Below are 25871 nucleotides of genomic sequence, written 5' to 3' on the forward strand. Positions count from 1 at the left end.
CTGATTCAGCGGTGGATACCGAACTCGGCCTGCGCGAGCGGAAGCGGATCGCCACCCGGCGCGCCATCCAGCTCGCCGCGCTCACCCTGACCAGCGAGCGCGGTTTCGACCGGGTCACCATCGACGAGATCAGCCACGCCGCGAACGTCTCGCCGCGCACGTTCTTCAACTACTTCCCCTCCAAGGAGACCGCGATCATCGGGGAGCTTCCCGAGCTCCCGAACGAGGACGACATCGAGCGGTTCATCGCGGCCGGTCCGGAGGAGCCCATCCTGCACGGGATGAGCCTCCTCCTGATCGCGGCGATCGACGGCGGCGACCTCGGCGAGCCCGCCCTCTCCGCGCCCGGCGAGACGGCGGCGAGCCTGCAGGAGATGCACACCCTCCGCCGGGCCCTCCTCAAGGACAACCCCGAACTCTTCGCGCAGCGGATGGCGAGCATGCACAAGTTCGAGGATGCGCTGAGCGCGGTCGTGCAGCGCCGCCTCGCTCACGACGACCCGGCTCTCGCGGAAGACGCGGAGGCGCTGCATCAGCGCGCCCGCCTCGTCACCTACGTCGCGTTCGCCGGCATGCGCCACGCCTGGTCGTGCTGGGCCGACCACGGCGGCGTCGAGCCGCTCGCCGACCGCCTCCGCAGCTCCTTCGACCAGCTGCAGGCACTCGGCTCGCAGGTGCACTGACTCGTCCGTCCGAGCCTCCCGGGTGGTCGTGAACACCCCGCCGGATCGGGTAAGCTATCTGACTGTGCGCCGAGCGGAAGCCCGGCCCACGCCGCCCTAGCTCAGTCGGCAGAGCATCTCACTCGTAATGAGAAGGTCAAGGGTTCGATTCCCTTGGGCGGCTCCACAGAAACACGAACGGCCCGCGGGTATCCGCGGGCCGTTCGGCTTTTTCCTGGTGAGGGACCGAGGGCTACCCCGCCAGCACGGCCTCCTCGGCGTGGTGGCATGCCACGTCGCGCAGGGGGATGCCGGGGCCCGAGAGGGCGTGCAGCGGCGGGACGATCTCGCGGCACTCGTCGGTGGCCATCCAGCAGCGCGGATTGAAGCGGCAACCGGCGGGCGGGTCGACGGGCGATGGGGGCTCGCCGCCGAGGATGCGCCGCTGCGACAGGCGGCCGCGCCCCTCCCGAGTCGCCGTCGGGGTCGCCGACAGCAGGGCCTGCGTGTACGGGTGGGAGGGGCGGTCGTAGATCGCGTCGGTGTCGCCGATCTCGGCGATGCGGCCGAGGTACATGACGGCGACGCGGTCGGCGATGTGGCGGACGACCGAGAGGTCGTGGGCGATGAAGACGATCGAGACGCCGAGGCGGCGGCGGATGTCGCCGAGGAGGTTGATGACCTGGGCCTGCACGGAGACGTCCAGGGCGGAGACGGGCTCGTCGCAGACGAGCACATCCGGGTCGAGCGCGAGCGCCCGCGCGATGCCGATGCGCTGCCGCTGGCCGCCGGAGAACTGGTGGGCGAACCGGCCGAGCATGTCCTCGCCCAGGCCGACGAGCTCCAGGAGCTCGACAGCGCGGGCGCGCCGATCGGCCCTGTTCATGGCGTGGGCGGCGGCGATGGGCTCGGTGACGATGTCGAGCACGGTCATGCGCGGGTCGAGGGAGGCGTACGGGTCCTGGAAGATCATCTGCACGCCCTGACGCAGGTGCTTGCGGTCGCTCAGCCGGCCGCGGCCGACGTCGCGACCACGGTAGGTGAGCGTCCCGTCGTCGGGGCGTTCCAGTCCGACGAGCATGCGCGCCAGGGTGGACTTGCCGCACCCGGACTCGCCCACGATGCCGAGCACCTCACCGGCGTGCAGCTCGAGGCTGACGCCGTCCACGGCGGAGACGGTGGCGGGGCGGAGGCGCGAGCCGGTGGGGAAGCGGCGCGCGAGGCCGGAGGCCCCGAGCACGATCTCGCGGGTGTCACCCTCCGGGCGGGGGAGCACGGCGGCGGGGCGGGGGTCAGACGAGTTCACCGATGAGCTCCTCGGATCGGAGGCAGGCGGCGCGCCGGCCGATGGCGACCTCGACGAGCGGAGGCCGGGTGGTCGCGCAGGCGTCCACCGCGAGGTGGCAGCGCGGGTGGAACGAGCAGCCGCGCGGCACCCGCGCGGGGCTGGGCGGAGAGCCGGGGATCGTGAGCAGATCGGAGCCGCGCTGGGCGGCCTGCGGCACGGATCGCAGCAGCGCCTCGGTGTAGGGATGGGCGGGGTGCGCGAAGACGGTGTCGGCGCTGCCGCTCTCGACGATCCGCCCGGCGTACATGACGGAGACGTGATCGGCGACCTCCATGACGACACCGAGGTCGTGGGTGATGAGCAGGATGCCCATCCCGAGCTGGTCGCGCAGCGAACCGAGCAGGTCGAGGATCTGCGCCTGCACCGTCACGTCGAGAGCGGTGGTCGGCTCGTCGGCGATCAGAAGCTCGGGGTCGAGCGCGATCGCCATGGCGATCAGGATGCGCTGCCGCATGCCGCCGGAGAACTGGTGCGGGTAGTCGTCGACGCGACGGGAGGGCGCGGGGATGCCGACGAGGCCGAGCAGATCGATCGCGCGGGCGCGAGCCTGCCGGCGACTGGCCCGTCGGTGCACGCGGAACAGCTCGCCGATCTGATCCCCGATGGTCATCACGGGGTTCAGGGCCGAGAGGGCGTCCTGCAGCACGAGGGCGATGCGCTCGCCGCGGAGCCGCCGCCGGCCCTCCTCGTTCAGGGTGAGGAGGTCGATGTCGCCGAGCCGCAGCTCGTCGGCGCTGACGCGGGAGTACTCGTCGCCGAGGCCCATGATCGCGCGGGCGGTCACGGACTTGCCGGAGCCGGACTCGCCGAGCAGCGCGACGAACTCGCCGCGGCCGACGCTGATGTCCACCTCGCGCACGGCCGGGATGTCCGGCCCGGAGCCGGTGAACGCGACGGAGAGGTTGCGTACCCGCAACACCTCGTCGCCGGAGGGATTCGTAGTGTCCACGCTGACATCCTTGCATGTGAGTGATTTCCGGAATGTTTCAATTGAGAAACAGATTTGCCGAATTTTCAAACTCGTGTTGACACAGATGCCGGATATCGGCGAGATTGTGTCCTACTGCGCCAGGTGCGCACCGCGACCAACACCTCACCAGGAACGAAGGAGAAAGCGTGCTCGACCCCTCCCCGCGCTACACCGGCTACACGGCCTACGACTACCTCGAGGCCGGCAAGGACTACCGGGAGTTCCGCTACGCCCAGCAGATCGGCCGCGTGCCCGCCTACGCCGGACTCGGCCTCAGCGACGCCCAGGCGGAGCGCACCACGCGCCTGCTGACCGAGTCCACCGTGATCTCGCTGCACGACCACGTGCAGGTCTTCCCCGAGGACATGACCCAGCTCCGCGACCACATCCGCCAGGGCCGCGAACCAACCGGCTACGAGGGCCTCAGCCGCTCGGGCATCACGGCCGTCTTCGACAACGGGATGGACGGCACCTGCTGCATCTCGAGCGACGCCGGCTGGAAGTACCAGGACGTGCTGTTCGACCTCGGCGTGCGCATGGCCGACCTCGCGCACCAGGACTTCGTCATCAAGGGCGAGACGATCAAGGACATCGAGTACGCGGCCGCGACCGGCCGCATCGCCCACGTCTTCGCGCTCGAGGCCTCCACGATGATCGAGAACGAGGTCGACCGGCTCGACGTGCTCTACGGCTTCGGCGTGCGCCAGATGGGCATCGCCTACTCGGAGGCCAACACCCTCGGCTCCGGCCTCAAGGAGCGCGGCGACGGCGGCCTCACCTACTTCGGCGAGCGCGCGGTCGAGCGGATGAACAAGCTCGGCATCGCGATCGACGTCTCGCACTCGGGTGACCGCACCGCGGTGGACGCGATCAAGGCGTCGACCAAGCCGACCTTCATCACCCACGCGGGAGCCCGCGGCCTCTGGCCGACGAACCGCATGAAGACGGACGAGACGATCATCGAGTGCGCGAAGCGCGGCGGCGTGATCGGCATCGAGGCGGCGCCGCACACCACGCTGTCCCCGTCGCACCCGCGCCACTCGCTGGAGTCGGTGATGGACCACTTCCAGTACTGCGTCGACCTGGTCGGCCTCGAGCACGTCAGCTTCGGCCCCGACACGCTCTTCGGCGACCACGTCGGGCTGCACGACGCCTTCTCGTCCAACCTGTCCCTCGGGCAGGCGCACGGGACGGTCGACTACGAGAAGGTCGAGTACGTCGACGGCCTCGAGAACCCGGCCGAGGAGTTCTACAACATCATCGGCTGGCTGGTGAAGCACGACTACTCCGACGACGAGATCCGCGCCGTCGTGGGTGGCAACACTCTGCGGGTCCTGAAGGAGGTGTGGGTCTGATGCGCCCACGGAAGATCGCACTCGCCGCTGCGGTGCTCGCCGCGTCGGCGCTCGCCCTGAGCGCCTGCGCCCCGAGCGCCCCGCCCGCCGCCTCCACGGCGACGGCCGGATCGCAGACGCTCTCGGTGGCCACCACCACCGACGTCGTGAACTACAACCCGCTCGTCGGCAACAGCCGCAGCGACTACTGGATCACGAACCTCATGTACCCGCACCTCCTGAGCATCGCGAACGACGGCTCGAAGGAGCCGCAGGTCGCGACCAAGTGGGGCTACGTGGACGACACCACCGGCTTCTACGAGATCCGCGACGACCTGAAGTGGAGCGACGGCGAGCCGCTGACCGCCGAGGACGTGGCCTGGACGATGAACGCGGTCAAGAAGGACAAGCCCTCCGGCACCTTCTACGGCCAGCTCACCAACCTGGACACAGCGAAGGCCGTCTCGAAGACGCGGGTCGAGTTCACCCTCACCAAGCCGGACTCGTCGATCGTCGAGGAGATCGGCTTCTGGGGCAACATCGTCCCGAAGCACGTCTTCGAGAAGGCGGAGTCGGTGGCGACGTTCCCGAACGACGGCAGCGACGGCGGCTGGGTCAGCGCCGGACCGTACAAGCTGACCAAGGTGCAGATCGGGCAGAGCTACACGCTGGAGCGCGTGGAGGACTACCCGCTGGTCGAGGGCGGCACCCCCCTCTCCGCCTCGGTCGTCTACCGCGTGTTCCCGGACATCAACACCGAGATCCTCGCGCTGCAGAGCGGCGAGGTCGACGTGATCGCCAACGCCCTCCCGCCGGCGCAGGTCGCCAAGCTGAAGGCGACGAGCGGCATCGCCGTCGAGGAGGCCGTCGGCCTCGGCTACGCGCACATGACCTACAACATGAACAACCCGGACCTGGCCAAGGTCGAGGTGCGGCAGGCGCTCGCGCACGCCGTCGACTACGACGCCATCCGCAAGGTCGTGCTGCAGGGTCAGGCCGTCTCGACCGGCTCCAGCCCGCTGATGCCGGTGCTGAAGGACTACTACGACAAGTCGATCAAGGAGTACGCGTTCGACACCGACGAGTCGCGGAAGCTGATGGAGAAGGCGGGCTACACCGCCGGCTCCGACGGCATGTTCCCGCTGAAGTTCCGCCTCATCTACTCGCTGCAGGACAGCGTCACCAGCCAGTGGGCGACCCTGGTGAAGGACAGCGCGGCGAAGGCGGGCATCGCGATCGAGCTGCAGGGCACCGAGCGCAACACGTACCTCGCGATGACCAACAAGGGCGACTTCGACATCTACGCCGGCAACTTCGCCATCATGGACGACCCGGTGACGAACATGACGCTGGCGTACCTGCCCGGCGGCGCCATCAACTACACCTACGTCGACGACGCGAAGCTCAACGACCTGATCGCCCAGGGCACCGCGACGACCGACAAGGACGACAAGGTGAAGCTGATGCGCGAGGCCGCGAAGATCGTGCGGGACAACGTGTACGACAACATCATGTACACGCAGAACCTGTACTTCGCCCACAGCTCGAAGTGGACCGGGTTCGTCTCGAAGCCCAGCGAGCTGCTCTCCATCGTCAACCCGGTGTCGCTGGCCAGCGCGCACCCGGCCGGCAAGTAAATCGAAAGCAGGGAGACCCGCGTGTCCCGGTTCCTGTTCCTCCTCCCACGGCTCGGCCGGGGTCTGCTCACGATCTGGTTCGCCGTGACCGTGACGTTCCTCCTGCTGCGCCTGCTGCCCGGAGACCCGGCGCTGGCCGTCGCCAGCCCGAACATGACCGAGGATGCGCGGGCCGCCCTGCTTCAGCAGTACGGCCTCGATCAGCCGATGATCGTGCAGTACGGCATCTACCTGTGGCAGCTCGTCCAGGGCAACCTCGGGGTGTCGTTCACGCAGTCCATCCCGGTGCTGGACGTGCTGATGCAGCGCCTCCCTTGGACGCTGCTGCTCACCGGCACGGCGCTCGTGGCCACGGTGGTGGTCGGCATCCCGCTCGGGGTGCTGGCCGCCTCCCACCGCGGGCGGTTCCTGGACCGGCTCGTGCAGATCGTCGGCGTGACCGGCCAGTCCATCTTCGTCCCGAGCATCGGCGTGCTGCTGCTCTTCGTCTTCGGCCTGATGCTCGGCTGGCTGCCGATCGGCGGGGCGTACGACCAGGACGCCTACGGGCTCGCCTGGTACGGGAGCGTCGCGACGCACCTGATCCTGCCGGCGCTCTCGCTCATGCTCGTGCAGCTCGGCTCGTACGTGCTCACGATGCGCTCGACGCTCATCGACGCGCTGGGGGAGGACTACACGACGCTGGCCCGGGCGAACGGCCTGCCCTACCGCCGGGTGCTGTGGAAGCACGCCCTGCGCAACGCACTGCTGCCGACCACCACGCTCATCGGCCTCCAGCTCGGCTTCCTCGTCGGCGGGGCGGTGCTCACCGAGACCGTGTTCGCCTACCCCGGCATCGGCCGTGGCATCTACGAGGCCGTCACCCAGCTCGACTTCCCCGTCCTCCAGGGCGCGTTCCTGATGCTCGCGATCACGGTCGTGGTCGCGAACATGATCACGGACACCGTCTACGGTTTCCTCGACCCGAGAGTGAAGAAGGCATGACGACCGACGCGACCGTCCAGAACGCGGCGACCGTCACCGAGGAGGCGGTCGGGCTCGAACCCGTCGCCCTCGGCAACGGCCGCGCGAGCGCCCAGACCTGGAAGGCGTTCCGCCGGGAGCCGCTCGGGATGCTGGCCCTCGGCGTGCTCATCCTGCTCACCATCGTCGCGATCGGCGCCCCGCTGATCGCCCCCTACCCGCCGAGCTACGGCGACCCCGTGCTCGCGGCCCCGAGCCTCGCGCACTGGTTCGGCACCGACAGCCTCGGCCGCGACGTGTTCGGCGAGGTGGTCTGGGGCTCGCAGCAGAGCATCCTGGTGGCCGTCGCCGCCTCCGCTATCGCCATCGTGGTCGGCACGCTGATCGCCGTGGTCGGCGCCTACTTCCAGCGACTGGATGGATTCATCAGTGTGCTGGTCGACCTCACCCTGTCGCTCCCGGTGCTGCCGCTGATGATCCTCATCGCCGCCCTCGTCGGCCCGAGCACGGGCACCATCATCCTCGTGGTCGCCGCGTTCTCGTGGCCGGAGGTCACGCGCCTGGTGCGCTCGCAAGCCCTCACCGTGGTGCGCCTGCCGTACGTCGACGCCGCCCGTCTGATGACGACGTCGCCGCTGTGGATCATCGTCCGGCACGTCGTCCCCGCGGTCACCCCCGTCATCGTCGTCTCGGTCGTGGTCACGGCCTCCCGTGCCGTCCTGTCGGCCGCAGGCCTCGCCTTCCTCGGCCTCGGCGACCCGAACGTCTGGTCGTGGGGCCGCATCCTCTACGAGGCCCAGCAGTCGGGCGCCATGTCGAGCGCCTGGTGGCTGACCCTGTTCCCCTCCATCGCCATCCTGCTGCTCGTGCTCTCGGCGACGCTGCTGTCGATCGCCTACAACGACGCTCGCAACCCGCGGTCGCGTCGCCGCTGACCCGCCGCACCGACCCGACGATCCGAAGGAGGACCGTGTTCACCACCCGCCTGAGCGCCGACGCGCTCGACCGGCTGCAGGAGCGCGTGCGCGAGCGCATGCGCTCCGCCGGACTCGACGCGCTGCTGACCGACGCGCCCGAGGACGTCGCGTACCTCACCGGCTTCTTCCACCATCCCTGCGAGCGGCCGGTCGCCGTGTGGCTCGGCGCCGACGGCGGCGCCGTGCTGCTCGTGCCCGAACTGGAGCGTGAGAACGCCGAGCGCCAGGAGGCCCGCGCCGAGATCGTCTCGTACGCCGAGTTCCCGGGCGTCGTGCCTCCCTTCCGCGCCCTCGCCTCCCGGGTGGGCCGCGCCGGCCGCGTCGGCTACTCGACCGGCATGACCTGGGAGCGCCAGCACGCCGCCTTCGCCGAACTGAGCGTGGGGGAGGCCGTCCCCACCCCGATCGTGACCGTCGCCCGCTATATCAAGCTTCCTGAGGAGGTCGCGCTGCATGCGGAGGCAGCGCGGATCACCGACCTCATGCTCGAAGCGGGCGTCGCCCTGGTGCGCGAGAGCATCACGGCGGGCGCGGCCCTGCCGACGGAGGCCGAACTGGCCTCGCACGTCGGCGGGGTCGGCGTCTCCACGATGTACGCCGAGCACGACGATGTGATCGTCGTCTCGCCGCTTGCGGGCGGCCTGGTCTACGCGGGCGCCAACTCCGCCTACCCGCACGGCCTGCCCTCCGGGTACCGGCTGCAGGCAGGCGACACGTTCATGCTCTCCCTCGGCTGCGCCGTCGGCGGCCGCTTCGTGGAGGGCGAGCGCACGTTCGTGCTCGGCGAGCCGAGCACGGAGCAGCGCCGGTACCACGACGCCGTGCGGCTCGCGCAGGAGGTCGGCGGCCGCGCCATCCGCCCGGGCCGCGAGTGCCGGAACGCCAACCGCAACTGCCTCGACGTGATCCGCGACGCCGGCCTCGGGGAGTACCTGCGGCACCGCCAGGGCCACGGCATCGGCCTCGGGATGCACGAGCCGCCGTGGCTCGAGGACGGCGACGAGACCCCGCTCGAGGCGGGGATGATCGTCTCGAACGAGCCGGGGATCTACATCCCGGGCCACGCCGGCTACCGCATCTCGGACAGCATGCTGGTGACGGCGGACGGCTCGCGTTCGCTCACCGCGTTCCCCCGCGATCTCGATTCCTGCACCATCGCACTCTGAAGAAAGGACCCACCGTGACCGGAAACCAGGACGTCTCCCCGGAGTTCGCCGCCGCGACCACCACCGCCGAGTTCGTGGAGATCAACGGCAACCGCCTCGCCGTGGAGGTGCTCGGCCCGGAGGGCGCGCCAGTGATCATCACGCACCACGGGGCGCCCGGACTCGGCTCGCGGGCCGAGCCGCGCGCCAGCTTCGGCCGCCTCGCCGACGAGTACCGCGTGGTCGTCTTCGACGCACGCGGGTCGGGCGAGAGCGAAGGCGCGGGGGAGTTCAGCCACGAGCAGTGGGCGGCCGACATCGACGGCCTCCGCGAGTGGATCGGCGCCGAGCAGATCATCATGGCCGGCGGCTCCTACGGCGGCTTCATGTCGATGGAGTACGCCATCCGGTACCCGGACCGCGTGCGGGCCCTCGTCCTGCGCGACACCGCGCCGGACAACACCCACTCGGAGCTGTCCCGCGCCAACGCGCTCGCCTCCGACCGCGTCACCGTCGACATGGAGAAGTTCGACCGCATCGACGAGGGCCGGGTGCGCGACGACGCCGACCTGCGCGACTGCTGGCGCGAGATCCTCCCGCTCTACGACTTCGTCTACGACCCTGCGGCGGTCGAGCGCAAGGTCGAGGCGACCCCGTACCGCTACGAGGCGCACAACTACGCGTTCTCCCACAACCTGCCGAACTATGATCTGAAGGGGGCTCTCCCCGGGATCAGCGCTCCGACCCTGGTCACGGTGGGCCGCACGGACTGGATCACCCCGGTCTCGTGCAGCGAGACGATCGTCTCGCTCATCCCGGACGCGCGGCTGGCGATCTTCGAGAAATCGGGGCATTCGCCGCAGATCGAGGAGGCGGAGGAATGGACGGCCACCGTACGCGGCTTCCTGCACCAGGTCGCGCCGCCCCGGTCGGGCACGGACGCGTGAAGGCGCTCGACACCCTCGACGAACTCGACCGCAAGATCATCGTCGCCCTGCAGCACGACGGGCGCGCCAGCTGGACCGCGATCGCCGACATGGTCGGCAGCTCGACCGCGACGGTCGCGCGCCGAGGTCAGCAGCTGGTCGCCGACGGCGTCGTGCGCATCGCGATCGTCCCCGCGCTCGGCAGCTCGGGGCAGGTGGACTCCTTCCTCGTGCGCCTGAACTGCCGGCCGGGCACGCAGCTGGAGGTGGCGGCCGCGCTCGTGGCGCACGAGGACGTCCGCTTCCTCACCCTCGTGACCGGCCAGTACGACATCATGGCCGAGGTCGTCGTGACGGGAGGAGCTGCGCACTATCCGAAGCTCATCCAGTCGCTGCAGTCGATCGCGGGCATCAAGCGCTGGCGCAGCGACATCATCATGCACGTCTACAAGGTGCGGCACGACTGGAGCAGGCAGCTCTACGCCGAGACCATGAAGCTGCCCGCCGAGTCGGAGAAGACGTCGCTGATCGACCCGGAGTACTGCGAGCCGGCGCACTTCGACGACGCCGACCGCCGGATCCTGACCGAGCTGCGCGAGGACGGCCGGGTGACGTTCCAGTCGATCGGCGACAAGACCGGCATGAACGAATCGAGCGTGCGCCGCCGCTTCGACCGCCTGCGCGCGAAGGGCTGCGTCGACATCCTGACCCTCGTCCCGGCCGCCGCGCTCGGGATGGGCGCCGAGACGCTGCTGCTGGTCCGTGTCGCCCCGGCGCGGCTGGAGGCGGTGGCGAACGCGCTCTCGGAGTACCCGGCCGTGCGCTATCTCGCGGCGATCCTGGACGACAACTCGCTCTTCTGCGAGCTGATCACGCCGTCGGTCGCCGAGCTCAACGACTTCATCTCCCACACCCTGTCGGCGCTGGAGGGCGTCGAGGGCTGGACGGGGGCGATGGAGCTGCTCTACCTCAAGCGCGGTTTCGTGGAGACCCCGTGGTGGCGCACCCAGGTCGGAGTCGGCGCGCTCGAGGGCTAGCGCGACTGCGGCTCCCCGGGACGTTTGCGTGCCGTCGCGCGGCCGCATTCGTCCCGGGGAGCCGCAGTCGCTCCGCGAGCCGGTCAGCCGATCGACTCCACGTGGTTCCCGAACGACCGGACCAGGTACCCTCCTGCGAAGTTCCAGCGCTCACCCTTCTGCAGCGGGAGCGTCCAGAGGGTTGCGCCCGTCGCTCCGTCGTAGGCCGTGCCGGCGGCGGAGTCGAACGGGTTCACGTAGACGTTCCGCTCCCCGAAGGCGGCGAAATAGTCGTACGGGATGCCCACTGCCGGGAGGAGCTCTCCGGTCTCACGATCGAACGAGCACGAACGATCCTGTGGGAAACGCACGGTGATCGCGTCCCGAGAGGCGTCTTCGTAGGCGCTCGGGACGCCGAGGAAGTCGACCGGGTCGCATCCCGTCAGCGACGTCTCCCACACCGTGTCGCCCGTCAGCTGATCGGTCAGCCGGACGGACGAACGATCGACGATCACGAGCTTGTCCGTCTGCGGAAGGGTGAAGTACTGGTCCCCGGGCCGGGCGCCCGGCGTCGTGACGGGGACCAGGTACGAGCCGGCGGTCGCTGGGAGCGACCACAGCCGGTTGCCCTTGTCGTCCAGCGCGACCGTGCTCGACGAGCCGTCCGGCGCCTGCGCGCGCCAGAGCGTCACCACATCCAGATTCCGGTCGAAGTCGCTCACCCCGGTCACCTTCGTCAGCGTGCCCGTCTCGAGGTCGACCATCGCGACCGATCGGATGGCGGGATCTCCGACCGTGTAGAGGACCGGGAGCGCATTGGGATCGCGCGTCCCCGAGGCGACGGACAGCTCGTCCGCGTCGACGCTGGTGCTCCATCGTGGATGGTCGGGGTCGCGCGGGTCGATGCGTGAGATGGTCCCTGCGTGCTCTGCTCGCGCCCGCATCGGGTCGGTGGCGACGATCAGGTCTCCGGACGGACCGGGGACGGGCACACCGTACGTGAGCGAAGGATCGAACGTCGCGACCGTCTCGCCGGTGGTCAGGTCGATCACGTCGTGCGCGCCGTTCACATCGTCGGCCGTCGTGAGGAGAGCGCGCCCCGACGTTCCGAGCATGCGGAACTGCGTGCCCTGAGAGGCGTTCGCCGGGTCGGAGACGTACTCCCATGTCCGCTGCCAGATGACCTCGCCGTCCGTCGTGTCGACCAGCGTGAGTCCGATCTTCTCGTCACGGCTGCCATCGGCGCAGGGGCCGCCCTCATACTCCTTCGGACGCATCCCGGAGAGGAAGACCGCGAGCCCGTCGTTCAGGTCGTAGGCCTGCGGAGACATCCGGCATCCGTCGTCGAGCCCCGGGAGGTCGAGTGCCCACCGGGTGGCCGGGGCGAGGGTGTCCACGTCGTGCGGGACGACGACGCCCGACTTCACCTCGATGCGCGGAGCCGACGGCGTCGGCGTCGGCGTGGGCGTGGGCGTGATGCTCGGTGTCGGTGTCGTCGGAACAGGAGCAGGTGCAGGCGAACCGAAGTGCAGTGCGCCCGTGAGGGCGAGAGCGGCCGTGCCTCCGGCGAGGAGCACGGCGGCGCCGACGAGTCCGCCGACGAGGGCGAACCGTGTGCGCGAGGGACGCGCGGGAGCGGTGGCGACGGTCTCGTGGAGGATGTCGCGGAGGGCGGCGCTGCGCGCCGGGTCGAAGACGGGGCCGGTGGTGGTCATTCTGCACCTCCTTCGAAGGCGGGGTGGACCGTGTCGGGGATGAGCGCGAGGTCGCCGAGGCGGCGCTTGGCGCGGGAGAGCCGGGACTTGACCGTTCCGACCGGGACGCCGAGCGTCCGTGCGGCTTCGGCGAGTGGCAGCTCCTCCAGCACGCAGAGCGTGATCACGTTCTGGTCGGCCGTGGAGAGGCTGCTGAACGCATCCCGGACGCGACGGTCGCGCTCCTGGTTGTCGAGACCGTCGGCGACGTCGTCGGCGTGGTCGGGCTGGTGCGCCGGTTCGGGCATGCGGGCGAGCGCCTCGCGGTGGCGGCGCTTGCTTCGTTCGAGGTTGTGGACCGTGTTGTTCGCCGTGACCAGCAGCCACGCGATGATCGACCCGTCCACGACGCGCACGGCGTCGCGTCGGCGCCAGGCCTCCAGGAAGACCATGGCGGTGACGTCCTCGGCGTCGTGCGGCTGCCGCACGAGGCGCAGCGCGTGGCCGAAGACGCGGTCGCGATGCGCGTCGAAGAGCGACGTGAACGCGTCCGGATCCCCGTCCCGCGCCCGGGACCAGGCGTCGGCCTCGTCCGTTCCAGCGTTGTTCATATCCCTTAGTGTCCGATCGGCGGAAAAGGTTCCATCCGAGTGTCCGGACCCCGGGATCAGGCTAGGCCAGCAGCTGCTCCAGCACGAGCGAGCGCGGTGTCGGGAGGCCGCCGACGGTCGACCGGCCGGTCACGAGGGTGCACTCGACCGAGGGGACGACGCTGGAGGCGTCCTGGTCGTCGTCGAGCTGCGCGACCAGCCACTCCACGGCGCGCGAGCCGACGGCGGCGAGCTGGGGGTCGATGGAGGTGAGGAAGAGTTCGCGCTCGCCCGCCTGGCCCGCCGTGTTGTCGAATCCGACGATGGCGACGTCGTCGGGGACGCGCCTCCCGGACGCCTGCAGCTCGGCGGCCAGGCCGACGGCGATGGCATCGTTTCCGGCGAAGATGCCGTCGAACCCCGCACCGGAGTCGATGAGGCGACGGGCCGAGTAGAAACCGGATTCCCGGGAGAAGGTCCCGTGGATCGGCTCGTGCGCGGGCTGCAGGCCGTGCGCTGCGAGTGCGGACGCGAACCCGCGCGCGCGACCGGCGACGGTGGCGAGCTCGGCCTCCGCGCTGACGTGGACCAGGCGCGTACGGCCGAGTCCGATGAGGTGCTCGGCGGCGAGCCTGCCCGCCTGTTCGTCGTCGGGCAGGAAGACCGCGTCGGCGGGGTCGCTCGACTTGCCGAAGGCGTACGCGACCGGGCCGGCGAACTCCTGCGAGATCGATTGGCTGACGCCGTCGGCGCCGTCGCCGATCACGACGATGCCGTCGACCTGACGCGCCTGCAGCTCGCGGAAGTGGGAGTGCCGCAGGTCGACGCTGTGCGCGGCGTCGTACAGCACGCTCGCGAGGTTGAAGCGGCTGAGCGTGCGGTTCGTGCCCACCAGGACGGGCATACAGAAGGCGCCGGACGCGTTCTCGGCCAGGATGCCGATGGTGCGGCTGCGTCCGGACGCGGTGGCGCGGGCGAGGGCGTTGGGGCGGTAGTCCAGGCGTTCGGCGGCGGCGAGCACGCGCTGACGGGTGGCGTCGGCGATCCGGCCGGAGTTGTTCATCACCTGGGACGCGGTCGCCAGCGAGACGCCGGCCGCCCGGGCGATGTCGACCAGTCTGACCGGTTTGGACTCCACGGATCGGCCCCCTTTCCTGCACTGGATCTCAGCGCATCCTATCCAGGCGCGGGTCGCGCCACCACTCGATGATAAAGCGCTTTGGCGAATTCTTGTAGAGTGACCGCATGGTCGATGGATTCGTGGCGCCCGGGTGGCGCGAAGTGCGGGATGCGTTCGCCGAGGCGATCGGGAGCGAGCCGGATGAGGGCGGGAGCCTGAGCATCCGCCACCACGGCGAGGTCGTCGTCGACCTCTGGGGCGGTGCCGACCCGCTGTCGGGATCCCGTTGGCAGCGCGACACCGTCACGCTCGGCTTCTCCATCACCAAGGGTGCGGCGACCGTGTGCCTCCTGCAGCTGGTCGACCGCGGGCTCGTCGGCCTCGACGACCGCGTCGCCCAGCACTGGCCTGAGTTCGGCGCAGCCGGCAAGGAGGCGCTGACCGTCCGGGATGTGCTCACCCACCGCGTCGGCCTCCCGTACATCGATCTCGAACCGATCACGCGCGCGACCGACTGGGATGCCGTCACCTCCGCCCTCGCCGCGCAGCCGAGTCAGTACGCGCCGCGCGAGTGGGTGGTCTACCACGCGCTCAGCTTCGGCTTCCTCGTGGGGGAGATCGTCCGCCGGGTCACCGGCATGCCGGTCGGGGAATACTTCGCGAAGCATGTCGCGGATCCGCTCGGGGTCGACTTCTGGATCGGCCAGCCCGCGTCGGCCGACGAGCATTACCTGCCGAGTCTCACGCGTCTGGTGGAGGCGCCGCCCCGGCCGCCGGAGCCCGCCAGCGACGTGTGCGAGGCCGCGTGGCGGTCCGCCGCCCAGCTGCCGCCGATCTTCGCCCGCGTCGACGACCGGATGGGCACCGAGCCGTTCAACCAGCCCGAGTTCCGGCGAGCGGTCATCCCGGCGGGGAACGGCGTCACGAACGGGCGCGGCCTCGCGGCCATGTACGCCGCGTGCATCGGAGAGGTGGAGGGAGTGCGCCTGCTGTCGGACGGCATCGTGCGCGAGGCGTCCGAGAACCAGGCCGCCGACGCGTTGCTGCCCGACTGCACGGGAGGGACACCCCTCCCCGCGGCCTGGGGCCTCGGTTTCGAGATCAGCAACCCGCTCAACCCGATGATCGGGCTGGGCTCGTTCGGGCACTCGGGCATGGGAGGCCGCCTCGGCTTCGCGCATCCCGATACCGGAGTCGCGTTCGGGTTCGTGAGCCAGCGGATGCTCTATCCCGAGGGCGGCCTCGACCCGCGCTGGATCCCGATCCTCGCGGCCGTCAAGGACGTCGTCGGCCTCTGAGCCCGCCGCGACATTCGGCACGAATGTCGCGAAAGCCGCCGTCATTCACGACATTCGGCACGAATGTCAGGCGGGGGCGAGGAGCTCCACCTGGTCGAGGGGGAGTGGCGTGAGTGCCGTCAGCCGCCACCAGCGGGCAGGAACGGCCGCCGCGGGCCGCCCGGCGAGGGTGAAGACGCGCAGCTGGTGCTCCCAGACGGACTCCTCTGCGCGTTCGTCGGCCGTGCTCCAGTCCGTGCCGTCGGTGGAGCTCTCGAGCCGCCAGGCGTAGCGCCCCGGCTCCGCGAGCGTGAGCGTCGCGAGCTCGGGGACGGCGGCCTCCCGCAGCTCCCAGGTCACGGAGGATCCGGTCGCCAGCGCGGCGGTCGTCGCTCCGAGGTCGTCGGTGAGGGCGGCGGCATCCGGAGCAGCACCGGGCGCGAGCCGCGCCCCCCGCAGCGCGTCGTCCAGCAGCGGGAGGTCGAGGTCGCTCAGCGACGCCGGCCGCGCCTCCGGCGACGCACCCCAGGCCGAGGGCTCCGGGCCCATCGTGAAGACCAGGCGCGCATCCCGAGCGATCCGCGCGTGCGGGATCGCCAGCGACTCCCACGGCTCGCCGTCGAGGGTCAGGGACTGCACGTAGACGTTCTCGGGGGACTGGTTCTCCGCAACGAGCTCGAGCGTGCCCGCACCCGGGATGTCGACGGTCAGTCGCGGGAACAGCGGCGACCCGACGACGTACTCGCCGGAGCCGGGGGCGAGGGGATAGAGGCCCATCGCCGAGAAGAGCCACCAAGCCGACATCTCGCCGTTGTCCTCGTCGCCGGGGTAGCCCTGGCCGATCTCCGAGCCGGTGAAGAGCCGGGCGAGCGACTCCCTGACCACGGACTGCAGCCGGTGCGGCGCCTCCGCGAAGGCGTACATGTACGGGATGTGGTGGGCCGGTTGGTTCGACAGCCCGAACATCCCCATGCGGATGTCTCGCGCCTCGGTCATCTCGTGGATGACCGACGGGTACGTGCCGCGCAGCTCCTCCCGTGCCGTCTCGGGGGTCGAGAAGTAGGCGTCGAGCAGGCGGGCGAGACCCTGCGGCCCGCCGTGCAGGCGCGCGAGTCCGGCGCCGTCGTGCGGGGCGCTCACCGCCATGCCCCAAGCGTTCGTCTCGGTGTATCCGCCGCCCCACACCGCGGGGTCGAACGGCTCCTCCCAGCCGCCCTCGGGAGTGCGCGAGCGGAGGAAGCCGGTCGCCGGGTCGAAGAGCCTGCGGTAGGCGAGCGCCCGGGAATGGAAGTAGCGGGCCTCCGCGTCGAGCCGAGCGCGGCGCTCGCCGCCCGCGGGGGCCAGGCGGGCGAGCGTCATGGCCTGCACGTACAGCCCGAAGTCGTTGATCGCCCCCTCGACGGTCCAGGACAGTCCTTCGTCGAGATCGTTCGCGACATAGCCGCGGTACAGCGTGGAACGGAGGCCCTTGCGGCCGGTGAACCGGGTCGGCGGGTGCACGGTCGCGTTGCGCAGAGCGGCGTCGTACGCGGTCGCCGCGTCGAAGCCTGCAGCGTGCTTCGTCACGGCGTCCGCCGAGATCACGTCGAAACTGGTGCCGACCATGGCATCGAGATAACCGGGAGCGCTCCACCGCGCGGTCCAGCCACCGTCGCGGTAGTGCTGGAGGAATCCGTCGAGCAGGTCGCCGACGCGGTCGGGTGCGAACAGCAGGTAGCCCGGCCAGGAGGTGCGATAGGTGTCCCAGAACCCGTTGTTGGCGTACATGCGGCCGGGACGAACGGCGGACCGGCTGCGCTCGGGGCCGTCCTCGTCGGCGGCGTCGATGAACGGGCTCGCGTAGCGGTCGTCCAGCCCCACCCCCTCCGTGAGCGCGGTCGGGTAGAGGAAGAGCCGGTAGAGGTTGGAGTACAGGGTGACGAGCTGGTCGTCGGTCGCCCCCTCGACGCGCACACGGGTGAGGAGCGCGTTCCAGGCGCGCTTGGCGGAGGTGGCGACGTCATCGAGGCTGCGCGAGGGCGGCAGTTCGGACTCCCGGGCGGAGCGGGCCTCCTCGGCTCCGATCCACGAGGTGCCGACGCGCACGGTGACCACGCCGTCCGCGTCGGGACGCACGCGCAGCACGGCGCGATCGGGTGCGCCGTCGATGCCGGGCACCACGACGGCCTCCTCGACGCGCCCCTCCACCACCGCGTCGACGTACAACCGCGGCAGCCGCCCGGTGTGCGGACCGTGACTGTCGACGTAGCCGCGGACGGCCTGCGGTGCGGCGGGGTCGAGCACGTAGGCGCCGCCGGCGAGACGGTCGAGCACCAGCCGTGCCTCGCCGGTGCCGGCGCCCAGGTCGAAGCGGAAGATCGCCCCGTGATCGGTCGCGGCCACCTCGGCCGCGGTGCCGTCGGCGAGCCGCACGCCGTAGCGGTGCGGCCGCGCGCTCTCGTCGTCGTGGTCGAACACGGCGCCGGCCGGATCGGGCTCGCCCGGCCCGCGGGACGCAGAGACGAGCAGGACTCCGCGGTCGCCGATCCAGAGGCTCGGCGTGTGCGAGATGGCGAGGCCGCGCAGCCGCGGCCGTCTCCCCTGCGGGGAGTGCTGGTTCCACGTGTAGTTCCAGTGGAGGTTCGCCGTGTCGGTCATCGGCGTCACGAGGGTGAAGCCGTGCGGGAGGCCGGCGAACGGCATGGTGTTGCCGCGGGAGGCCGTCGGGGAGGACTGCGTGCCGCGCGTGGTGACCACGAGGTCGGCGGGGGAGGCGTCCGCGGGAAGTCGCCGTGCGGGCCCGATCGCGGCGCCGTCGATCCAGGCGCTGAGCTCGTCGGAGGTGGGTCCGGCCGGCGCCGGAGCATCGACCGCGATCTCGACCGCGACGACGCGGCGTCCGGCGTGTGCGGCGAGCGGCACACGGCGGAGGTTCCACTGGTCCGGCGTGAGCGCGGCCCTCTCGAAGGACGCCCGCGCGGAGGCCGGGAGGCCGTGCTGGTCGGCGGGCGCCGTGTCGAGCAGGCGCGTGCCGTCATCGAAGAGCAGGTCGACGGCGACGGCCGTCGCGCGGAACGCATCGCCGATCTGCGCGGCGTCGTCGAAGGCGGGGAGGACGACGTAGCGCAACTCGTCGTCCGGTCCGATCACCGTGTCCTCGCCGCGCAGCGCTGCCCGCCCCGGCCCGCTCGCCGTGCCGGGCCAGGAGGCGCGTACCGGGGAGTCCGTGAGCAGTCCGGCGCCCGCCGCGGCCGCGGGGGCCCGCTCGGGTCCGGGCGACGGGGAGAGTGTCACACGCGTCATCGTCGGCTGCTCCTTCGGGGCTTTCCGATCCGCCACTTGACACGTCGGGTCGAAATCGTCATGCTTCATCTTGTCGATGATAAAGCGCTTTGGCAAACACGATCTCGAAGTACACAGCAAGAGCACACCCGAAACTCGTGGACTGAACCCCCGAAGACCTATGAAAGGTTTCAATGATGAGACTGACCCGGATCGCCGCGACCGTCGCCGGCATCGCCGCCGTCGCGCTCACCGCCTCCCTCGCCGGCTGCTCCGCCAGCCCGAGCGCTGAGGACAGCGCGGTCGAGCTCGTGATCGGCAACCAGCCCGCCGCGTCGCAGACCGCCGAGCTCGCCCTCTTCAAGGAGCAGGTCGCCGCCTTCACGAAGCTGCACCCGAAGTGGAAGATCAGCACGAGCGAGACCGGCTGGGACTCCCAGACCTTCCAGGCCAAGCTCGCCGGCGGCGACCTCCCCACCGTGATCGGCGTGCCGTTCACCGAGATGGCGGGCCTGATCAAGCGCGGCCAGGCCGCCGACATCACCTCCTCGCTCGACAAGGCCGGCGTCAAGGACGAGCTCAACTCCTCGATGGTCGACCTCGCGAGCAAGAGCGGCAAGACCTACGGCATCCCGACCTCGGCCTACGCGCTCGGCCTCGCCTACAACCGCGATCTCTTCACGCAGGCAGGGCTCGACCCCGACAACCCGCCGACCACCTGGGACGAGGTGCGCGCCGCGGCCAAGACCATCACAGAGAAGACGGGGCAGCCCGGGTTCTCGCAGCTGACCAAGGACAACATGGGCGGCTGGATCCTCACGGCCGAGACCTACACGCGCGGCGGCGCGATGGAGAACGCAGAGGGCACCAAGGCGACCTTCGACGCCGCCCCCACCAAGGACGCCCTCGAGTACCTCAAGGACCTCCGCTGGACCGACGACTCGATGGGTGCGAACGCGCTCGTCGGCATCTCCGACATCGCGCAGGACTTCGCGGCCGGACACGTCGGCATGTTCGTCATCCAGTCCGACGCGTTCGGCACGCTCACGCAGCAGCTGAAGATGGCCCCCGAGGCCTTCGGCTTCGCGTCGCTGCCCACCGAGAAGGCCTCGGACGACCCGATCACCCTCTCCGGCGGCAACATCGAGATCGTGAATCCGAAGGCGTCCGACGCCCAGAAGGAGGCCGCGGTCGACTGGATCAAGTACGTCTACCTCGACAAGTACACCGACAAGGACAACGCCGTGAAGGCCGCCGAGGCCGCCGCCGCGCAGGGCGCGCCCGTCGCCATCCCCGGCCTCTCCGCCGTGAGCGACGCGAAGTACACGCAGTACCTCGACTGGGTGTCTGGCGTGAACAACGTCCCCGTCGACAACTTCAAGCCCTACCTCGACCGCGCGGCCAAGCAGACCGTCAAGGCGGAGCCGGTGGCGAACGCACAGGACGTGTACGCCGCGCTCGACCCGGTCGTCCAGGCCGTGCTCACCGATGAGAACGCCGATATCGACGCCCTCCTGAAGAGCGCCGCTGCCACGGTCCAGGGCAAGCTGGGCCGCTGAGAGACGGGCTCCGGCGGCGGCGCGACCGGGTTCGCCGCCGGAGCCTCCCCATCCCCACCCCGCCGCGCCGGCGCGGCACGAGAGACGAAGACGACATGGCACGCACGATCGAAGAGCGCCCGCCGCGACAGCGGCCGGTCGCGCCCCCACCCGCCCCGGCGACGGCCGCGCGCGGCGCACGGGCGGGCCGGTTCCGCCGCTGGCGCACCCGCGGTGGACTGAGCACCCTCCTCCTGGCGCTGCCGGTCATCCTGATCTTCTTCTACTTCTCCTGGCTCCCGATCGTGCGCGGCGTGGTCATGAGCTTCCAGCGCAACAACTACGTGGCCGCGCCCGACTGGGTCGGGATCGACAACTTCACCTACGTGCTCCACGACCCGCTATTGGGCACCGCCATCCTGAACACGCTGTACTTCGCGCTTCTGGCCATTCTGTTCGGGTTCCCGCTCCCGCTGCTGATGGCCGTGATCTTCTCGACGGTGACCATGCGCCGGCGCTGGCTGTACTCGCTGCTGGCCTATGTGCCGGTGATCGTGCCCCCGGTGGTCGCGATCCTGCTCTGGAAGGTCTTCTACGATCCGTCGAGCGGCGGGTTGTTCAACAGCATCCTCGGGATGGTGGGCATCCCGCCCCAGCCCTGGCTCAACGCGGTCTCGTCGGCCATGCCATCCATCGTGGTGGAGGCCACCTGGGCCGGTGCGGGCACGTCCGTGCTCATCTACCTCGCGGCGATCGCGTCCGTGCGGCCCGAGCTCTACGAGGCGGCGGAGCTCGACGGCGCCGGGATCGGCTCCCGGATCTGGCACATCACCATCCCGTCCATCCGCGGCATCGTCATGATCATGCTGCTGCTGCAGATCATCGGGGCGGCGCAGATCTTCACCGAGCCGTTCCTCTTCACCGGAGGCGGCCCGCAGAACGCGACCACCACGATCCTGCTGCTGCTCTACAAGTACGCGTTCCTCGACGGCGACTACGGCGCCGCGACCGCCCTGAGCGTGATGCTCGCGGTCGTGCTCGGCCTGCTCTCCGTGGGGTACTTCCGACTGACCAGGAGGTGGGCGGACTGATGGCCGTCGTCGAAACCGCACCCGGCACCCGCCGTCGCCGCCGCGAGGCCGTGGCCGAGGGGTCCTTCGTCTCCCGCCACGACATGGGCCGGGCGCGCACGCGCGTCACCGTCCGCGTCGTGCAGGTGCTCGTCTTCGCCGGCGTGCTCGTCGCCGGCGCCGGGCCCCTGCTCTGGCTGCTCTTCGCCTCCCTCAACTCCACGCAGGATGTGCTGCGCGACCCGCTCGGCGTGTGGCTGCACGCCGACCAGTGGGGCAACTACCTCCAGGCCTGGAACCAGGTGGATGTGAGCCGCTACCTCGGCAACACGGTCGTCGTCGCCGTCGGCGCCTGGATCGCCAACCTGGCGGTCTCGGTGCTCGGCGGGTACGTCATCGCGGTCCTGCGCCCGAAGTGGGGCAACCTCCTGAGCGGCGCCATCCTCGCCACCCTGTTCCTGCCGAGCGTGGTCTCACTCGTCCCGCTCTATCTGACGGTGATCGACCTTCCGCCGTTCGGCATCAGCCTCCAGAACACCTACTGGGCGGTCTGGCTGCCCGCCGCCGCCAACGCGTTCGGTGTCCTGGTCGTCAGCCAGTTCTTCCGTGCGCTGCCGCGCGACCTGATGGAGGCCGCCCAGCTCGACGGCGCCGGGACGCTCCGCGTGCTCTGGTACGTCGTTCTCCCGCTCTCGAAGCCGATCCTCGGCGTCGTCTCGCTGCTCGCGATCGTCGCCGCGTGGAAGGACTACCTCTGGCCCTCCCTGGTCCTGACGGACACGTCGCTCCAGCCGATCTCGGTGGCCCTGCCGATCGTGCAGAAGACCTCGGAGCTCTCCGTCTTCCTGGCGGCGCTCTTCCTCGCCACGATCGTGCCGGTCGTGCTGTTCCTGATCTTCCAGCGCCAGTTCCTCGCCAGCGTGAGCCTCTCCTCCGGAATGAAGGACTGAGGCCGCCACGCTCCACCAGCCCGGTCGCACCACGGTGCACGGCGACGATGCCGTGCGCTGACGCAGACAAGAAGGGAATCACCATGTTCCGAATGAGAGCCCTCGCGATCGCCGCGGCGGTCGGGATCGGCGCGGCCGCGGCCGTCGTCGCGATCCCGGCGCCCGCGCTGGCGGCGGGGACCACGTACTACGTGGATGCCGCGGCCGGTTCCGACACCGCCGCCGGCACGACCCAGGCGACCGCGTGGAAGTCCCTGGCCAAGGTGGACGCCACGACGTTCGCCGCCGGCGACAGCATCCTGTTCAAGCGGGGGCAGAGCTGGGCCGGGCAACTGCACCCGCTCGGGTCCGGGACGGCCGCCAGCCCGATCACGATCGACGCGTACGGCACCGGTGCGGCACCGAAGATCGACGGCGGATCGCTGACCGGCGGAGGCGCCGTGCTGCTGAAGAACCAGCACGACTGGACCATCCGCTCGCTCGAGGTGGTCAACGACTCGGGCGCGGCCAACTTCGGCACCCTCGCCGCGCCGGGACTCACCCGCAGCGGCATCCTGATCGACAATGCGGGCGGCGGGACCCTGAACGGGATCACCATCCAGGGCACGAACGTGCACGACGTGAACGGCTGCTTCAACTGCTCCGACGTCGACGCCCACCTGAACGGCGGCATCGTCGTGTACGCCGAGGGCGCGTCGGACAGCTTCAGCAACGTCCACATCGTCGGCAACACGGTCCACGACCTCGGCCGCACCGGCATCGTGCTGTGGGACGCCAGTTACTACACGACCACCCCGTACGCCCTGACCCAATCGGCGCTCAGCACCGGCGTCGTGGTCGAGCAGAACTCCGTGCAGAACGTCGACAGCGACGGCATCCTGACCTTCGGCACCGACGGGGCGCTGCTCCAGAACAACGTCGTGAGCAACCCCGGGCAGAAGACGATCGTCGGTTCGACCGAGGCGGCCTCGGCCGGGCTCTGGCCGACCCGCTCGATGAACACCACGGTGCAGTACAACGAGGTCTATGGCACCCTGACCCACGACACCGACGGCCAGGGCTTCGACTCCGACCTGCTCAACGTCAACACGGTGTTCCAGTACAACTACAGCCACGACAACCAGGGCGGGTTCCTGCTCATGATGGGCGGCTACTCGTCGACTCTCGTCGTCCGGTACAACCTCAGCGTCAACGACGGCTGGGGCGGCGTGAAGGGCGTCTTCACCTTCTCGTACGGGGTGCCGACCGGCACGGACATCTACAACAACACCGTGTACATCCCGTCGGGCGCCACCTCGAAGCCGATCTTCTGCGACGGCTGCGACGGCACCACCACCGGCGCGTGGAGCTTCCGCGACAACATCGTGGAGAACCACGGCAGCGGCGACTACCTGTACCCGAACGTCGCGGGAGCCGTCATCGACAGCAACGTGTTCTACGGCAGCCACCCCGCGGGGGAGCCGGCCGACGCGCACAAGCTGACGACCGATCCGAAGCTCGTCTCACCGTCGGGGACGGCTCCCACCGGCCTCGCCTCGGTGACGGGATACCAGCTCCAGTCGACATCGCCCGCGATCGGCAACGGGGCGGTCATCGCCGCGAACGGCGGTCACGACTACTTCGGCCGAACGGTCTCCGCCAGCGCGGCGCCGAGCCGGGGCTTCCACGAAGCGCAGAACATCACCGCGGCGCCGACGCTCGTCGACGACGCCAGCGGCTGGCTGGTCAGCGCGTCGCACACGTCGAACATGATCCTCGACACCTCGACCCCGCTGAGCAACATGAACGGCGACGCGTCGCGGTTTTCGCGCTCGAACGGCTCGGCCGGCTCGGTGACCTGGCTCTTCGACGGGATGAAGACCTTCTCGGCGACGGCGTACGAGTTCAGCGCCGACCTGACGAAGCTCACGTTCGCGAGCTCGCCCGACGGCACGACGTGGACGAACGTCGCCACCGCGCACACCACCCCGGCGGCGACCACCAACGGGTGGGCGTCGACGACCTTCACGCCGACCGCGACGCTGCCCAGCGGGACGAAGTACCTGAAGGCGACCATCAGCGCCACCACGGCGTGGTCCATCGAGCTCGGGTCGATCACGATCTCGAAGTGACCAGCGGCGTCGTGGCCGCCGCATCCCGGCGGCCACGACGCTCCACCACCAGACCACCGAGAGGACCACGTGAGCATCACCGAGAGGACGGACGCGCTCCTGCCCGCCGGGCTGGACGCGCTCGCCGCGAGCGTGCGCGGTGCCATCGAGCTGGACGAACGCGAGGGTGGTTTCGCCCCGCGCCGGCTGCCGGGCTGGACCCGCGCGCACCAGGCCGGCCCCGCCATCCATCTGATGGCCGACCAGACACTCGGTGTGCGGCTGGCCCTCGTCACGGCCGCCACCCGCCTGGAGGTGGAGGTCGCCGTCGCCCGGATCGCCGCCCCCGCCGGCTACGAACAGCGCCCCGCCTCCTTCGAGCTCGACCACGACGGCGCGACCGACCGCATCGATCTGACCGAGGGGACGCTCATCCACGGCGACCCGGCGGGCGAGGTCCGCCGCGAGGAGGGCGGCGTCTCCACGCTGCGCTGGGCGCTCGGCGGCGACGGCCGCACCGAGCGCCCCGTCACCCTCTGGCTGCCGCACACGGCGGAGGTCGTCGTCCGCTCCGCGCGCGCCGACGCTCCGCTCCGGCCGGCCCCCGACTCGACCGCACCGCTGTGGCTGCACCACGGCAGCTCGATCAGCCACGGCGGGGAGGCCGACGGACCGCGCGGGCCGTGGGCGCAGCGCGCCGCGACCGATCTCGGCCTCGACCTGACCGATCTCGGGTTCTCCGGCAACGCCCTGCTCGACCCCTTCGTGGCGCGCACCATCGCCGCCCAGCCGGCCGACGTCATCACCCTCAAGCTCGGCATCAACATCGTCAACGTGGACGGGATGCGCCGCCGCATCCTGCTGCCCGCCCTCCACAACTACCTCGACCTCATCCGCGAAGGGCATCCGGCGACGCCCATCCTCGTCATCACGCCCATCACATCGCCCTCGCACGAGGACCTCCCCGGGCCCACCCGCGAGGTCGCACCCGGCAAGGTCGGGGGCACTCCGCGGGCATGGACGCCGGAGGACGGCACGCTCACCGTCGCCCGCATCCGCGACCTGATCGCCGCCGGTGTCTCCTCGCGGCAGCCGGAGGACCCGCACCTCCACCTCCTCGACGGCCGTCTGCTCCTCGGCCCGGACGACGTCGCCCGGCTGCCCGACGACCTCCACCCCGACGACGCCGGGCACCGGCTCATGGCCGACCGGTTCGGCCGCCTCGCCCGCGACCGCGCGACCCCCGTCGGCGCCGCCTTCGCGGCCATCACAACCCCCGCAACCGACACCCCGAACTGAGGAG

20 protein-coding genes and 1 tRNA gene are annotated in these 25871 nt (G+C 70.4%); 15 read left to right on the forward strand and 6 right to left on the reverse strand.

Translation table 11 applies throughout. The features are described 5' to 3' along the window. Positions 1 to 11: 11 nt before the first annotated feature. Positions 12 to 683: a TetR family transcriptional regulator gene (locus FHX33_RS00290; protein ID WP_021759310.1), complete on the forward strand. Its 672-nt coding sequence runs from the start codon at positions 12 to 14 to the stop codon at positions 681 to 683. Between the two features lie 90 nt (positions 684 to 773). Beyond that, positions 774 to 849: transfer RNA gene (locus FHX33_RS00295), tRNA-Thr, on the forward strand. 66 nt (positions 850 to 915) lie between these two features. On the opposite strand, the gene FHX33_RS22030 is transcribed toward FHX33_RS00295, so the two are convergent. Both FHX33_RS22030 and FHX33_RS00305 read right to left on the reverse strand, forming a co-directional pair. Beyond that, positions 916 to 1968: an ABC transporter ATP-binding protein gene (locus FHX33_RS22030; RefSeq protein ID WP_039921365.1), complete on the reverse strand. Its 1053-nt coding sequence runs from the start codon at positions 1966 to 1968 to the stop codon at positions 916 to 918. Continuing rightward, positions 1955 to 2959: an ABC transporter ATP-binding protein gene (locus FHX33_RS00305; protein ID WP_021759306.1), complete on the reverse strand. Its 1005-nt coding sequence runs from the start codon at positions 2957 to 2959 to the stop codon at positions 1955 to 1957. Before FHX33_RS00305 ends, FHX33_RS22030 begins: the two co-directional genes overlap by 14 nt. Positions 2960 to 3126: 167 nt before the next feature. Here FHX33_RS00305 and FHX33_RS00310 point away from each other — a divergent pair, with 167 nt between their 5' ends. Genes FHX33_RS00310 through FHX33_RS00340 form a run of 7 tightly spaced genes read left to right on the forward strand, consistent with a single transcriptional unit; the run spans position 3127 to position 10999 of the window. Then, positions 3127 to 4335 carry a dipeptidase gene (locus tag FHX33_RS00310; RefSeq protein ID WP_021759304.1) on the forward strand — a complete coding sequence of 403 codons (1209 nt, stop codon included), beginning with the start codon at positions 3127 to 3129 and terminating at the stop codon, positions 4333 to 4335. Beyond that, positions 4335 to 5951, forward strand: a complete 1617-nt coding sequence (locus tag FHX33_RS00315; RefSeq protein ID WP_021759302.1) for an ABC transporter substrate-binding protein — start codon at positions 4335 to 4337, stop codon at positions 5949 to 5951. The genes FHX33_RS00310 and FHX33_RS00315 overlap by 1 nt, the downstream gene beginning before the upstream one ends. A gap of 21 nt (positions 5952 to 5972) precedes the next feature. Continuing rightward, the gene (locus FHX33_RS00320; protein WP_021759300.1) at positions 5973 to 6935 is read left to right on the forward strand and encodes an ABC transporter permease; all 963 of its coding nucleotides are present in this window, start codon (positions 5973 to 5975) and stop codon (positions 6933 to 6935) included. Next, complete coding sequence (locus tag FHX33_RS00325) at positions 6932 to 7849, forward strand: ABC transporter permease (RefSeq protein WP_021759298.1); 918 nt, start codon at positions 6932 to 6934, stop codon at positions 7847 to 7849. Before FHX33_RS00320 ends, FHX33_RS00325 begins: the two co-directional genes overlap by 4 nt. Before the next feature lie 35 nt (positions 7850 to 7884). Next, positions 7885 to 9057: a M24 family metallopeptidase gene (locus tag FHX33_RS00330; protein ID WP_021759296.1), complete on the forward strand. Its 1173-nt coding sequence runs from the start codon at positions 7885 to 7887 to the stop codon at positions 9055 to 9057. A 14-nt stretch (positions 9058 to 9071) separates the two neighbouring features. Beyond that, positions 9072 to 9983, forward strand: coding sequence for an alpha/beta fold hydrolase (locus FHX33_RS00335; protein WP_021759294.1), 912 nt, complete (start codon positions 9072 to 9074; stop codon positions 9981 to 9983). Continuing rightward, positions 9917 to 10999, forward strand: a complete 1083-nt coding sequence (locus FHX33_RS00340; protein WP_221209311.1) for an Lrp/AsnC family transcriptional regulator — start codon at positions 9917 to 9919, stop codon at positions 10997 to 10999. The genes FHX33_RS00335 and FHX33_RS00340 overlap by 67 nt, the downstream gene beginning before the upstream one ends. Positions 11000 to 11082: 83 nt before the next feature. On the opposite strand, the gene FHX33_RS00345 is transcribed toward FHX33_RS00340, so the two are convergent. The 3 genes from FHX33_RS00345 to FHX33_RS00355 form a co-directional block, all read right to left on the reverse strand. Beyond that, a complete protein-coding gene (locus tag FHX33_RS00345) occupies positions 11083 to 12693 on the reverse strand; it encodes a hypothetical protein (protein WP_021759290.1) in 1611 nt (536 codons plus the stop codon). Continuing rightward, positions 12690 to 13283 carry an RNA polymerase sigma factor gene (locus FHX33_RS00350; RefSeq protein ID WP_021759288.1) on the reverse strand — a complete coding sequence of 198 codons (594 nt, stop codon included), beginning with the start codon at positions 13281 to 13283 and terminating at the stop codon, positions 12690 to 12692. Before FHX33_RS00350 ends, FHX33_RS00345 begins: the two co-directional genes overlap by 4 nt. 61 nt (positions 13284 to 13344) lie before the next feature. After that, positions 13345 to 14400, reverse strand: coding sequence for a LacI family DNA-binding transcriptional regulator (locus FHX33_RS00355; RefSeq protein WP_021759286.1), 1056 nt, complete (start codon positions 14398 to 14400; stop codon positions 13345 to 13347). Positions 14401 to 14507: 107 nt separating this feature from the next. On the opposite strand from FHX33_RS00355, the gene FHX33_RS00360 reads away from it, so the two are divergent. After that, positions 14508 to 15680, forward strand: coding sequence for an EstA family serine hydrolase (locus FHX33_RS00360; protein WP_021759284.1), 1173 nt, complete (start codon positions 14508 to 14510; stop codon positions 15678 to 15680). A gap of 66 nt (positions 15681 to 15746) precedes the next feature. On the opposite strand, the gene FHX33_RS00365 is transcribed toward FHX33_RS00360, so the two are convergent. Continuing rightward, a complete protein-coding gene (locus FHX33_RS00365) occupies positions 15747 to 18941 on the reverse strand; it encodes a GH92 family glycosyl hydrolase (RefSeq protein WP_183428038.1) in 3195 nt (1064 codons plus the stop codon). Between the two features lie 176 nt (positions 18942 to 19117). On the opposite strand from FHX33_RS00365, the gene FHX33_RS00370 reads away from it, so the two are divergent. From FHX33_RS00370 to FHX33_RS00390, 5 genes are all read left to right on the forward strand, one after another. Beyond that, a complete protein-coding gene (locus FHX33_RS00370) occupies positions 19118 to 20479 on the forward strand; it encodes an extracellular solute-binding protein (RefSeq protein WP_051337056.1) in 1362 nt (453 codons plus the stop codon). A 95-nt stretch (positions 20480 to 20574) separates the two neighbouring features. After that, positions 20575 to 21549, forward strand: coding sequence for a carbohydrate ABC transporter permease (locus FHX33_RS00375; RefSeq protein ID WP_179699931.1), 975 nt, complete (start codon positions 20575 to 20577; stop codon positions 21547 to 21549). Beyond that, positions 21549 to 22478, forward strand: coding sequence for a carbohydrate ABC transporter permease (locus tag FHX33_RS00380; protein ID WP_021762510.1), 930 nt, complete (start codon positions 21549 to 21551; stop codon positions 22476 to 22478). Before FHX33_RS00375 ends, FHX33_RS00380 begins: the two co-directional genes overlap by 1 nt. A gap of 83 nt (positions 22479 to 22561) precedes the next feature. Continuing rightward, positions 22562 to 24589: a right-handed parallel beta-helix repeat-containing protein gene (locus FHX33_RS00385; protein WP_039921825.1), complete on the forward strand. Its 2028-nt coding sequence runs from the start codon at positions 22562 to 22564 to the stop codon at positions 24587 to 24589. Between the two features lie 69 nt (positions 24590 to 24658). Next, positions 24659 to 25867 (forward strand): GDSL-type esterase/lipase family protein, encoded by a 1209-nt coding sequence (locus tag FHX33_RS00390; RefSeq protein WP_183428039.1) that lies wholly within the window; start codon positions 24659 to 24661, stop codon positions 25865 to 25867. Positions 25868 to 25871: the final 4 nt, after the last annotated feature.

Origin of the sequence: Leifsonia aquatica, from assembly GCF_014190775.1 — a bacterium.
In the GTDB taxonomy this organism is placed as follows: domain Bacteria; phylum Actinomycetota; class Actinomycetes; order Actinomycetales; family Microbacteriaceae; genus Leifsonia; species Leifsonia aquatica.